Annotated in this window: 13 protein-coding genes; 11 read left to right on the top strand and 2 right to left on the bottom strand. The window is 29.1% G+C overall.

Annotated features, from left to right (window positions below; translation table 11 throughout):
• The 4 genes from ACZ267_RS12340 to ACZ267_RS12325 form a co-directional block, all read left to right on the top strand.
• Positions 1–327: helix-turn-helix domain-containing protein (locus ACZ267_RS12340; protein ID WP_463680327.1), on the top strand; the 327-nt coding region annotated here is incomplete at its 5' end.
• 126 nt (positions 328–453) lie between these two features.
• Positions 454–1,062, top strand: coding sequence for a recombinase family protein (locus tag ACZ267_RS12335; protein WP_182375798.1), 609 nt, complete (start codon positions 454–456; stop codon positions 1,060–1,062).
• A gap of 368 nt (positions 1,063–1,430) precedes the next feature.
• Positions 1,431–3,206 carry an oleate hydratase gene (locus ACZ267_RS12330; RefSeq protein WP_195225631.1) on the top strand — a complete coding sequence of 592 codons (1,776 nt, stop codon included), beginning with the start codon at positions 1,431–1,433 and terminating at the stop codon, positions 3,204–3,206.
• Positions 3,207–3,277: 71 nt separating this feature from the next.
• On the top strand, positions 3,278–4,315 hold the full coding sequence (locus ACZ267_RS12325; RefSeq protein ID WP_195225629.1) for a 2,3-butanediol dehydrogenase: 1,038 nt from the start codon (positions 3,278–3,280) through the stop codon (positions 4,313–4,315).
• Positions 4,316–4,402: 87 nt separating this feature from the next.
• Here the strand turns inward: ACZ267_RS12325 and ACZ267_RS12320 are convergent, their stop codons facing one another.
• Positions 4,403–4,954: a recombinase family protein gene (locus ACZ267_RS12320; protein ID WP_195225627.1), complete on the bottom strand. Its 552-nt coding sequence runs from the start codon at positions 4,952–4,954 to the stop codon at positions 4,403–4,405.
• Positions 4,955–5,361: 407 nt separating this feature from the next.
• Between ACZ267_RS12320 and ACZ267_RS12315 the strand changes: the two genes are divergently transcribed.
• From ACZ267_RS12315 to ACZ267_RS12290, 6 genes are all read left to right on the top strand, one after another.
• Positions 5,362–5,484, top strand: a complete 123-nt coding sequence (locus tag ACZ267_RS12315; RefSeq protein WP_002467458.1) for a hypothetical protein — start codon at positions 5,362–5,364, stop codon at positions 5,482–5,484.
• A gap of 99 nt (positions 5,485–5,583) precedes the next feature.
• Complete coding sequence (locus ACZ267_RS12310) at positions 5,584–6,471, top strand: McbB family protein (RefSeq protein WP_002467459.1); 888 nt, start codon at positions 5,584–5,586, stop codon at positions 6,469–6,471.
• Positions 6,464–7,237, top strand: coding sequence for a nitroreductase family protein (locus ACZ267_RS12305; protein WP_137685965.1), 774 nt, complete (start codon positions 6,464–6,466; stop codon positions 7,235–7,237). Before ACZ267_RS12310 ends, ACZ267_RS12305 begins: the two co-directional genes overlap by 8 nt.
• A 13-nt stretch (positions 7,238–7,250) precedes the next feature.
• Complete coding sequence (locus ACZ267_RS12300) at positions 7,251–8,294, top strand: YcaO-like family protein (protein WP_002467453.1); 1,044 nt, start codon at positions 7,251–7,253, stop codon at positions 8,292–8,294.
• A 14-nt stretch (positions 8,295–8,308) separates the two neighbouring features.
• On the top strand, positions 8,309–9,031 hold the full coding sequence (locus tag ACZ267_RS12295) for a hypothetical protein (protein ID WP_002467451.1): 723 nt from the start codon (positions 8,309–8,311) through the stop codon (positions 9,029–9,031).
• A 12-nt stretch (positions 9,032–9,043) separates the two neighbouring features.
• On the top strand, positions 9,044–9,760 hold the full coding sequence (locus tag ACZ267_RS12290; protein ID WP_002467462.1) for an AAA family ATPase: 717 nt from the start codon (positions 9,044–9,046) through the stop codon (positions 9,758–9,760).
• A 115-nt stretch (positions 9,761–9,875) separates the two neighbouring features.
• On the opposite strand, the gene ACZ267_RS12285 is transcribed toward ACZ267_RS12290, so the two are convergent.
• Positions 9,876–10,589: a DUF536 domain-containing protein gene (locus ACZ267_RS12285; RefSeq protein ID WP_129323321.1), complete on the bottom strand. Its 714-nt coding sequence runs from the start codon at positions 10,587–10,589 to the stop codon at positions 9,876–9,878.
• A 412-nt stretch (positions 10,590–11,001) separates the two neighbouring features.
• Between ACZ267_RS12285 and ACZ267_RS12280 the strand changes: the two genes are divergently transcribed.
• Positions 11,002–11,922, top strand: coding sequence for a replication initiator protein A (locus ACZ267_RS12280; protein ID WP_107566359.1), 921 nt, complete (start codon positions 11,002–11,004; stop codon positions 11,920–11,922).
• Positions 11,923–12,330: the final 408 nt, after the last annotated feature.

Raw genomic sequence — 12,330 nt, 5'->3', positions numbered from 1 at the left:
GTGAGTTTTCATAGTTTAGAAGAAAATATAACAATGGATAAATCAAGTTCTACAGGACAATTGTTATTTCATTTATTTGCAGCATTTGCAGAGTTTGAACGTAATTTAATTTTAGAACGTTCTTCAGCGGGGCGAATTGCAGCTCGTGCTAGAGGACGCTATGGAGGTCGACCCGAAAAATTAAATAAACAAGATTTAAAATTACTCAAAACACTTTATGATAATGGAACACCAATTAAAACTATTGCAGAACAATGGAAAGTTTCACGTACCACAATCTATCGTTATCTCAATAAGTTAAATAACCAAGAAAATAAAGATAAATAATATTACTAAATTTTAAGAAAGATAAAAATTAGACAGGATACACCCTAATCATACAAAAAGAATTGTTGAAATTATAACAATTAAAACGTATGATTAGGGTGTATATTAATTGTGGAGTGAAAATAAATGATTTTAGGTTATGCGAGAGTATCTTCGATAGATCAAAATTTAGAAAGACAATTGGATAATTTAAAGACGTTTGGTGTGGAGAAAATCTTTACAGAGAAACAGTCGGGAAAGTCAGTGGAAAATAGACCTGTATTTCAAGAAGCACTCAATTTTGTCAGAATGGGAGATCGATTCGTTGTGGAATCTATTGATCGTTTAGGACGTAACTATGATGAAATTATTGAAACTGTGAATTATTTAAAAGAAAAAGACGTTCAGTTAATGATTACCAGCTTACCTATGATGAATGAAGTGATTGGCAATCCATTACTGGATAAGTTTATGAAAGATTTAATCATTCAAATATTAGCAATGGTTTCAGAACAAGAGAGAAATGAAAGTAAACGTCGACAAGCGCAAGGAATTCAAGTTGCGAAGGAAAAAGGCGTATATAAAGGGCGCCCCTTACTTTATTCACCAAATGCTAAAGACCCACAGAAACGTGTTATTTATCATCGCGTGGTGGAAATGTTAGAAGAAGGGCAAGCAATTAGTGAAATTGCCAAAGAAGTTAATATTACAAGACAAACAGTTTATAGAATTAAACATGATAAGGGATTATCTTGATAAATTGATTGTCAATGCAACTGAGCGTTTCTCACAGCATTCTAAAACGCATATTAACCTTCGTTTCATAAATTGCTACATCAAAACCAGAGAAAGTAATTTGAAAAGCGGTTTGTCTTCCTTATGTTGCCCCATCAACTATTATGAATTTTTTGAAACTCATCGTTAATTCTCCTTAATATAATCCTGAAAACCACAATATACTCTTATGTTAACAAATTACAATAAAAACCTAAAAAAGCAAAAAATCATAAAAGTAAAATAGTAAATTTTATCATTTTTTGTATTTTAATCCTCAGAGGCGTATATTAAAAGTATAAAGAATTGGAATATTAAGAAATTATACTTATTAAAAGGGTGATGTTCTTATGTATTATACTAATAGTAATTATGAAGCTTTTGCGCGTCCGAAAAAACCAGAAAACGTTGATAAAAAATCAGCATATTTGATTGGATCAGGTTTAGCTTCACTAGCAGCAGCATGTTTTTTAATTCGTGATGGTCAAATGAAAGGTGAAAATATCCATATTTTAGAAGAATTAAACATCTCAGGGGGAAGTTTAGACGGTATTAATATGGAGCATCATGGATTTGTTGTACGTGGTGGTAGAGAAATGGAAAATCATTTTGAATGCTTATGGGATTTATTTAGAAGTATTCCATCATTAGAACAACCTGAAGCATCTGTGTTAGATGAATTTTATTGGTTGAATAAGGAAGATCCTAACTATTCAAAATGTAGAGCCATTTATAGTGGAGGAAAACGTATTGAGACCGATGGCGATTTCACATTATCTAAAAAAGCAATTAAAGAAATTTTAAGTTTATGCATGAAAAAAGAAGAAGATTTAGAAGATGTTAAAATTTCCGAAGTTTTTACTGAAGATTTTTTAAACTCTAATTTTTGGTTATATTGGAAGACGATGTTTGCTTTTGAACCTTGGCATTCAGCAATGGAAATGCGACGATATCTTATGCGTTTTGTTCACCATATTGGTGGTTTGGCAAATTTTAGTGCTTTAAAATTCACTAAATATAACCAATATGAATCTTTAGTATTGCCAATGATAGAATATCTTAAGTCATATGGTGTGCATTTTGAATACGGTGTTCAAGTTGACAATATATTGGTCGATTCAACATCATCTAAGAAAATTGCACGAGAACTTCTTATAAACAAAAATGGTAAAACAGAGTCTATACCCTTAACTTTAGATGACCTTGTTTTTGTAACAAATGGTAGTATTACTGAAAGCTCAACTTATGGGAATAATGACCAGCCTGCTCCACCAACGAAAGCATTGGGAGGTAGTTGGACATTATGGAAGAATCTAGCTAATCAGAGTCCAGAATTTGGGAGACCTGAAAAATTCTGTGATTATATTCCAAATAAAAGTTGGCTAGTATCTGCAACAACAACAACTAATAATAAAAAAGTTATTTCTTATATTGAAAAGTTAAGTAAACGTGATGTGTTATCTGGTCGTACCGTTACAGGTGGGATTGTAACAGTAGCTGACTCTAGTTGGCAACTTAGTTTTACAGTCAACCGCCAACAACAATTTAAAGAGCAGCCTAAAGATCAAGCCAGTATATGGATATATGCATTGTACTCTGACGTCAAAGGTGATTTTATTAAAAAACCAATCACTGAATGTACAGGTAGTGAAATATGCCAAGAGTGGTTATATCATATGGGAGTGCCACAAGATGAGTTAGTTGAATTGGCACAAACAGAATGTAATACAATTCCTGTTTATATGCCTTACGTGACAGCTTACTTTATGCCAAGAGCATACAAAGATCGTCCATTGGTTGTTCCTAATGGCTCTAAAAACTTAGCATTTATAGGTAATTTTGCTGAAACAGAACGTGATACAGTATTCACAACTGAATATTCTGTACGTACGGCTATGGAAGCTGTATATCAATTATTAGAAGTAGACAGAGGTGTACCTGAAGTGTATGCTTCTGAATTTGATGTACGTGTACTTATGGATGCTTATTATCAATTAAACGATCGTAAATCATTACCTGAATTAGTTAATAAGAACTTTCTTAAACGTTCAGTTCTAAAAAAAGCGATGGAAAAAATACATGGCACATTCATTGAAGAATTATTACGCAAACATAAGTTATTATAAAAGTGGTTCTGTTGCAAAGTAACTTTTAAAAGGCATACTATTAAATTAACTAAAACAAGGAGGTTTTATCAATGAAAGCAGCAGTTTGGTATGGTCAAAAGGATGTACGAGTTGAAGATCGAAAATCTAAAGAGTTACAAGATAATGAGGTTAAAGTTAAAGTGTCTTGGGCTGGCATTTGTGGGACAGATTTACATGAATACTTAGAAGGCCCTATATTTATTTCAACAGACAAACCTGACCCGTTCCTTGGCCAAAAAGCGCCCGTTACATTAGGCCACGAATTTGCAGGCGTAGTAGATGGTATTGGTTCTAAGGTTACAAAATTTAACAAAGGCGATCGTGTTGTTATTAATCCTACAGTTTCAAATCGTGAAAAAGAAGAAAATATTGACCTTTATGATGGTTATTCATTTATAGGCTTAGGTTCTGATGGTGGATTTGCAGAATTTACAAACGCCCCAGAAGAGAATGTTTATAAATTACCAGATAATGTTTCTGATAAAGAAGGCGCCCTTGTAGAACCGACGGCTGTTGCAGTTCAAGCAATTAAAGAAGGCGAAGTTCTATTTGGCGATACTGTTGCTATTTTTGGAGCAGGGCCAATCGGTTTATTAACAATTATAGCAGCCAAAGCAGCTGGTGCTAGCAAAATATTTGTTTTCGATTTATCGGAAGAGCGACTTAATAAAGCTAAATCAGTAGGTGCTACTCATACGATAAATTCTGGTGAATCAAACCCAAGTGATATTATTAATAAATACACTAATAATGGCGTGGATGTAGCATTTGAGGTAGCTGGTGTAGCGCCAACACTTAAATCTGCAATAGATGTTACTAAAGCAAGAGGTATTGTTGTTATAGTTTCTATATTCGGCCATCCTATTGAATGGAATCCAATGCAATTAACAAATACAGGTGTAAAACTTACTTCGACAATTGCTTATACACCTACTACATTTCAACAAACAATAGACTTAATTAACGAAGGTAATTTAAAAGTAAAAGACGTCGTTACTGATGAGATAGAGCTAGATGATATTGTAGAGTCAGGATTTGAACAACTTGTAAACGATAAATCACAAGCAAAAATTCTCGTTAAATTATAATATAGATTATAAAAACTAATGAAAGGAGAATCTCTAATTTGAAGATTCTCCTTTCATTAGTTTTCTTTCTGTGATTAATTGTTTTTACTACTTCATTTTTATTATTCTATAAACAGTAGACCTGCTAACACCTGTTTGCTTCGCAATTTCTTCACCCGTATGTTTTTGTTCATCATATAAGAACTTGATTTCTCTTTTCTTATGGTCAGGTAATGAAGGGCGACCACCCTTTCGACCTCTTGTTCTTGCTGCTTCTAGTCCTTTTTTAGTTCGTTCACTTAATAAGTTAGCTTCAAGTTCCGCAAAAGCACTCATCATGGTAAAGAACATCTTGCCCATCGCATCTTTCGTTGATACGTTCATATCTATAATATGTAAGTCAATGCTGTTTTCATCTAACCATTGTGATAACTCAATTAATTGTTTCGTTGTACGTCCAAGACGATCTAGTTTATAAATCACTAGAATATCTCCCTTACGTAAATAATCTAAGCATTTATCAAGTTCTGTTCTATTCGTTTTACGGCCACTCGCTTTCTCGCTAAAGATACGTTCACAACCATATTCCTCAAGTGTATCAATCTGTCCATCAAGACTTTGATCTTGTGTTGATACACGTGCATAACCAATTTTAGCCATTTGAATACCACCTCTTTTAATCGTTTTATGGGTACTTATTAACGAAATCTAATTCTCGATGCAAATAAACGCGTCTCTCATCGTCTAAAAACTCATGATTTTTGATATTTATGATACATTGATTATAGCACAAGTTTATAGACTTAAATATCCAAGAAAAACCTCCTAATTTATAGTTAAGAGGTTTTGTGTCAAAAACGAAGGTTATTAATAAAGTTAATTTAATTAATAAGCAAAACTGGGAAGTGCTTTGTATAAATTCCCTAAAAATAGACACTATGAATATTATACAACATATAATTTTAAAAAAATCAGTATATTTCAATTGTAAAAGTATCGAAATAAGGTTGATTTTTCAGAAAATTGTGTTATTATACAATAAACCAACTAAAAGGAGTGGAAATACTATGAATACAAATTTTGATAAATTTGGAAAAGGCATTGTTGTAGCTCAGTCAGAGAGATTGAAACAAGATACTACTGGTGGCGGTGGCGGATGCTGTAGTAGCTCCGTTGTTGTTAAAGATTAATAGGATTTCAAATATAATTATAAGAACTTTTAAGTAGAAGTAGCATGAAGAATTACTCAATTCTTCATGCTACTTCTTAACTGACAGAGGGGAATTTAAATGGACGATTTTAAGATAACTAATTTTATTTTATATGAAACAACAAACAAAAATATAGTTGTTCAAACAGAAAAGGGTATTGTAGATATAGAAAATGATAAGTTGAAAGAATTTATTTATTGGTTAGATGTAAGAAGTGTATCGTCAATCAGTATAGAACAAATTAAAAATAATTTCGAAAGCGATTACAAAGAAGTTATAGAGTTCTTAGAACATTTTGGTTTATTAATAAGTAAGAGTAATATGACCTATAATATACAAAAAATTATAATATATTCAAACAATGATGAATACCTGAGCATACATAAATCATTTTTTAGAAAAAGTTTAGATATATTTTCAAATTTAGAAATAATTTATTTGAATGATAACAATTTCAATTTAGAAAATTTGAATGATAAAACCTTATTAATCTGTTTTCTAAACCCATATTCTAAAGAAAAGGCTTTATATATTAATAATAAAGTTAAAGAGAGCAATGCTATATTAAGCATGAATTTTTCATATAATAACAAATTTTACTTTGATAACTTATATTCAAATATGTGGAAAAACCCTTGCCATAGATGCTCTATAGAGAATTTAGAAACACAATTAAGAAATGAAAAGTATTCTACTAATGGTAATTACCAAAGCTTTATTGACATGATGTATTCTAATCATACAGATTTCAATGTGGGTTATAAATTAGACAATAGAGATATTTTTAAAATCATTGATATTTTGTGGTTTAATTTAGAACAAATTTGTATTAGACCAGAAAATGGAATTCTAAGTATCAAACAATCATATGAAGATATTAATGAGATAATAGAATATGACGCAGTAGAAAAAAACTTAAGTCGAGATTTAGCAATTCATTGGGAAGTGTGTGATTGTTATGGGTAATAATATTTGGGATTATGATTTAGATAAATTAATAGATCCGAAATCTTTAAAAGATGTTAAAAAATTTCATCAAAGTACTACTTTGGCTAATAGAATGAATTCTGTCAGGCCTATTAATGACAAATTACTAGAATGGTTGAAAAAAGCAGAGTACTCTCAAAGTCTACCTAATATTTATGAATATGAGGTTATGTTAACAGAAGGAACAGAGATAAAAAATGAAAGTAAAAGAAAATATAGTAAAAGACCTTTAAACAAAGAAGAAATCAGTATAATAATGAGTAATGCTTTTAGTTTTAATAAAGGATATGACCACAAAAAGTACCCTTCAGCTGGAGGATTGTATACTATTACACCAGTATTATGCGTTTTAGATAAAAATAACGATTTTTTAGAATGTGGTAGTTATGTTTACGATAGCAAAAGAAATTCTTTGAAAAAAATAAATACATTTTCAAATTGTGATCTAAAAGAAATAGTAAATATTTTACCACCGCTACCTAATAAAGAAGTTATCTCTAATTATTTCATAGCATATGCAATAGATATTAAAAAAGCGATTGCTAAGTATAAAAAAAGAGGATATAGATATTCTCTTATTGAGATAGGGTTGATGGCACAAACATTGAGAAATACATTAGATAATTTCAATGATGAACTAGGTGAGCTTTGCTGGGCAGGGTTTGATGACAATGCATTAAGTTCTTTAATAGGCCTTAATGTAAGTGATTTCCCAGTCGGTTTAATCCAATGGTTTGGAAAGTGAGGAATATTTCATAATGATTATTTCAAATAACACAAATTTACTATTCAATACTAGTATTGTTTTTAAAAGGTCATTATATAAAAACAATATAAAATTTTCTCATGTTATTGGCGACTATAGTTTGTCTACTGAAGGACAAAACACTACTTTTTATGGAACAAGTTCAATGTTATCTGCTATTGGGGAGTTTATTGAAAGAGTAGGAATAACTCTAGGTCACTATGGATTAAGCGAGGTTATTGAAGGGTTTGATTTAAATAGTGGAAAGAAAATCAAAATTGATAAAAATCTCATTTATTTTACAGGAAAGAAAAAAAATGACTCTTGTGGATTAGCCTCTCACATCACCTCAGAATTAGCTATTAAAAATGGTTTTTTAGAATTTGTTGAAAGACAATCTCTTATAGAACACTGCATTTTTAAAATAGCAGGGAAAAAAATTGAATCGCATATAATTAATGAAACGTCTAAAAAATATATTGATTTCTTGAAAAAATTTTTGGATGAAATTCTTCTATTTGAAATATCTATATTTGAGGAAGTACCAGTAGTTTTGAGCTTAGGATTTGGAAAACAACAAAAAGCAATTGGTTTGTCTGCAGCAAAAGATTTAGATACAGCTATAGAGAATTCATTAGAAGAAATGTTGCAAACATTTTCAAATGTAAAAAACAAAAGAGAATTTGATGATTCATTGAAAAAAACAGATACTTCTGATTTGGATTTATATTCTCAAAGATACGTAGATATCTCTCCAAGCGATTTTAAAGATTATTATTCATTTTTATTTAAAAGTGACTCTTTAAATCATTATAAAAAGAGGAAAGAACTTAAAACAAATGAACTCATTAAAAAGTTCTATGAGAAGAATGGAATAAGGTTGTATTGCTTTAAAATTAATAATGTATTTGAATATACTAATACAAAAATTATTAAAATTTATAGTCCTGATGGATACCCTTATATGTTACCAGATTCTGAAAACGATAAGTTCAATAAACCAATTTACACAAATGTAAATAGAGTTCCAGACTATACTTTGATTCCATTTCCATAAGAAAGGTGATCTACATGAGAGAAACAAAAGCTTTTTTTATATATTATTCTAAAATTGTTTCTAAAGATAAAATAACATTATTTTGGAGTATCTTATTTCCACTAGCACTTGGATTATTGAGTTATTTACCTCAACAAGAGTCTTTTAATACTATTAACGAAAAGTCAGCTTATTTGTATATTTTTTGGGCTTTTACCACAGTAATAATTTTCATTAATGGTATAGGCGCCCAAACCTCAGTTATACGACAACAAGGGTTGCTAAGAACTTTTTTCTCCATATCTGGAAAAAAATATCCATTTTTATTATCTATTATATTTTCACAAGTATTAGTAGCGTTTTTTGCAATAGTTATTTCAACTATTACCCTTGGATCAATTATGGGGATAATTTCTTTGACCTTACTCTTAAATATGATTATCTATTTAGCTTTAATAATTCCATTAGCTCCAGCCTTTCTTATAATCGCTTATATTCCAGTTAGAGCTGAATCCCTTATGACAATTGTAAATATACTTACAATTGCATTGTTTTTCATTGCAAGTAATACTTCAAATAATTTTGGAGGGCTGGAATGGATAAATCCTATTTACTATTTTAGAGAACTATCCCTATATATTAGTAATATAGTTAATAATACTTCTTTATTTATTTATTTAATTTACTTATTATACTTAGCTATTGGTGTTTTTTGTCTATTTAAATTGGATATCAATTCAAAAACTCAGCGAACTTAAAGGGGATTATATATGTATAAAATTAAAAACCTTAATTTTAGTTATAGAAAAGATCAAAATGAAAAGACGTTAAAAGATGTTACATTTAATCTTCCAAATGGATGTTTAAATGTTTTAGTAGGACAAAACGGATCAGGCAAAACTACTATAATGGATTGCATAGCAGGAATTAATGATTCTGAAAATGAAAACGAAATACCAGCACAGAAAAGTATCGTTTATATGACTCAGAATATGTTTTTATCCCCACATAGTTTAGGTAATGATATTTTAAATTTGATAAAAGGTATGTGTAGTAAAGAAGAAAGCAAAAATTTTGAAATGAATTTTAAAAATCAATTAGAAAAGAATGAAATAGAGAAATTTCATCATTTAATGAATATGACAGTTGGAAAAATGTCAGAAGGAGAAAAAAAATGGCTCTATATTACATTACTTTCGATTTTAAATAGAGAATTATATCTTTTTGATGAACCCACAAGTGGCATTGACCCTATGTCTAGAAAATTGATATTAAAAAGACTAAAATACTTGTCTAATAATAAAAGTGTACTTATATCAACTCATCAGCTTCAAGATTTAAATAACTCTGATAGTGAGGTAATATTTATTGATAACGGTGTAAAATTATATGAGGGTAATTTTAATGAGTGGTTAAGTAAACTGGAAACTAACAATCCAGATGAAGCATTTGAAAAAACAATTGAGATGAACTCAAAACTGTCATGATTTATTTTAAGATTAACATAATCGATGATTATCAGAAGTTGCTTTAATATAAATAAAAGCACTATAAGTTAAGTCACTTATAGTGCTTATTTAATATATATTTTTCAAACAATCATTAGCCACCAAACAAACGACTCCAGAAGCCTTTTTTAGTTATAGCAATATCTTTATCATTTTGATTAAATGAATCATCTTGTTGACTCTCAGATATATCTTTAGGTTGAACCTCTGGTTTCTTTTCTTCTTTCTGATATTGATCAGTATTTACAGAATCCGAAGTATATGATGCTTCTTGTACATCAAAGTTTTCTCGATCATTAGTAGATTTATCAAAGGAATAATTTAATTGTCTCTCTTCCTCTAATTGATGTTCCAATTTTTGAATCTTTTTATTGCTTTCTAAAGCTAAAATTTGTTGATTCTCTAATAATTTATTTAATGTATTAACATTGCTATTTTGTTGGTCTAGTTGTTTAGTTAAATTCTCAATATACTTTTCATCATTTTTAGCTCTAGTTTCAAAGATTTCTACCTGCTTTTCTAATTCGTTTACTTTTGTTTTTAATGTCTCAGAGCCATCTGAATTATTATATCTATTCTTTTCAGTCTCTTCAGTGTTTTCATAAGTTATATCTGCTTTTTTATTTTCTTTATTTTGAGTTGTTCTTTCTTTCTTAGTGATCTTTTCTACTATTTTCAAATAATCATTATCATCAATATAATTCACTCCATTTTCTTTTTCAAAACATATATTCAAATTTTTAGCATTATTAACAACAGTTTGTTTAGTTACATTCAATTCATCAGCAACCATTTTTATAGTTTTCATATTATCCACCCTTAGGTACCTAATTTACTACCTAATTTTACCACCTAACGATTTTTATTTCATCTTTTGCCACCTAATTTTTACTACCTATTTACTATTTTAACTATCTAATTAGCCACTAAAGTAATAAATTTTGTTGTTTTAAGGTCATAACATGCTTCTAATCTGTACTTAAAACGCTTTATATACACCTTTAAAAGTGTTAATATTATCTTATGAAATTTAAAAAGCCAATGCTATTGGCGTAGCATCGGCTCTGGTAATTAAAACGATTTGCGTTCGTTTATTTATATATTTTTTTGATACTTGTATTATATATATCTACTCGTCTAAGTGCAAGCACAAAACATATAACTTACGTAAAAATTGTTTATTACCTCAACTCTAAATAAAAGGAAATGAGGTTTTTATTATGTCTAAATTTAAAAAAATATCTGCAAGTGAATTCGAAACATTACGTTTTTATCAATTACCAAAATTTTTATTTGAAGATGAATACTTTTCAAAAATGCCCACAGATGCAAAAGTTATGTATGCTTTATTAAAAGATCGCTTTGAACTATCAAGATTAAATAACTGGGTAGATTCAGAAAATAATATTTATCTTTTATATACCAATAAACAGTTATGCTCAATTTTAAATTATGCAGAACCAAAAATCATTAAATTAAAAAAAGAATTAGAAAAATACAATTTAATTATAAACGAAAGACAAGGTTTAAATAAACCCAATAAAATTTATTTACTTGAACCCACATATGACAAGGAACTAATAAATTCTAAGTTCCAGAACAAAGAATTTATTAGTTCCAGAACTAATAAATCATCAGTTCAAGAACTAATAAATTCTAAGTCAAATGATACTGATTTTAATAATACTGATTATATTAAGACTGAAAGTAATGATACGAATGACTTGTATGATATAGCTAACAACAATTTTATAAACCATCATTCGAATCATACAAATCATCAACAAACAGAATTTAATAATGATGCTTTAAAATTCCAAGCACTTGAAGAATTACCTACGCAAATCAAGACTTATTTAAGTAATTTTGAAATTAAAGACATCCGTATTATTAAAAGTGTTTTACTCAAAGGGAAAAAGTCATTTAATAATGCACATAATACATATTACCGTTTAGAAGACGTCGAATTTGAACTTGTGAGTGTTTTAAAACGTTTTAAAGCCATGTTGATACAAAAGAATGAAACGGTTGAAGCTATGCAAGGCTATTTAATGCAATCAATTAAAGCTGAACTTGAAGAAATACATGCATTAACTATGCGTCGTCAAAACATACCTCAATACAATATATTTAATAAATAACTCATATAATCTTACAGCAATCAAAACAACATCAAAATTTGAAATTAAGTCAATAGAAAACGTACGTTAACCTATGTGTAGGACTTAAGAAAAATATAAACATTTTAAACTAGAAGAGGGCAAAGATAGGACCTTATTTTTACAAGAAAGATGTTGAATAATTGCTAACCAATTTCTATGACAATTTTTAAATTTGCATGTAACTGGGCAGTGTCTTAAAAAATCGACACTGGATTTACTCAAATTTTATGTTGTGAAATCAAAATATATTTATTTGGCTCTCATTTGCGTTTTAAGAGCTTATGTAAGTTTTTAGGTTAAAAACTATATGAAATACCCTTAATTCTTTAAAATGCCCTTTAAAATTAAAAATAAAGGTCTTCCAATTTTTAATAAATACTTGGACAA

Source organism: Staphylococcus sp. AC872 (assembly GCF_979255425.1).
The sequence above is the reverse complement of the archived record's forward strand: the minus strand, read 5'-3'. Positions and strand labels throughout refer to the sequence as shown.

Excerpts from the sequence above, each read along its gene's own strand:
- ACZ267_RS12310 (WP_002467459.1), top strand. The coding sequence starts at position 5,584 with ATGGACGATTTTAAGATAACTAATTTTATTTTATATGAAACAACAAAC.
- ACZ267_RS12305 (WP_137685965.1), top strand. The coding sequence starts at position 6,464 with ATGGGTAATAATATTTGGGATTATGATTTAGATAAATTAATAGATCCG.
- ACZ267_RS12300 (WP_002467453.1), top strand. The coding sequence starts at position 7,251 with ATGATTATTTCAAATAACACAAATTTACTATTCAATACTAGTATTGTT.
- ACZ267_RS12335 (WP_182375798.1), top strand. The coding sequence starts at position 454 with ATGATTTTAGGTTATGCGAGAGTATCTTCGATAGATCAAAATTTAGAA.
- ACZ267_RS12295 (WP_002467451.1), top strand. The coding sequence starts at position 8,309 with ATGAGAGAAACAAAAGCTTTTTTTATATATTATTCTAAAATTGTTTCT.
- ACZ267_RS12325 (WP_195225629.1), top strand. The coding sequence starts at position 3,278 with ATGAAAGCAGCAGTTTGGTATGGTCAAAAGGATGTACGAGTTGAAGAT.
- ACZ267_RS12285 (WP_129323321.1), bottom strand. The coding sequence starts at position 10,589 with ATGAAAACTATAAAAATGGTTGCTGATGAATTGAATGTAACTAAACAA.
- ACZ267_RS12315 (WP_002467458.1), top strand. The coding sequence starts at position 5,362 with ATGAATACAAATTTTGATAAATTTGGAAAAGGCATTGTTGTAGCTCAG.
- ACZ267_RS12280 (WP_107566359.1), top strand. The coding sequence starts at position 11,002 with ATGTCTAAATTTAAAAAAATATCTGCAAGTGAATTCGAAACATTACGT.
- ACZ267_RS12320 (WP_195225627.1), bottom strand. The coding sequence starts at position 4,954 with ATGGCTAAAATTGGTTATGCACGTGTATCAACACAAGATCAAAGTCTT.
- ACZ267_RS12330 (WP_195225631.1), top strand. The coding sequence starts at position 1,431 with ATGTATTATACTAATAGTAATTATGAAGCTTTTGCGCGTCCGAAAAAA.
- ACZ267_RS12290 (WP_002467462.1), top strand. The coding sequence starts at position 9,044 with ATGTATAAAATTAAAAACCTTAATTTTAGTTATAGAAAAGATCAAAAT.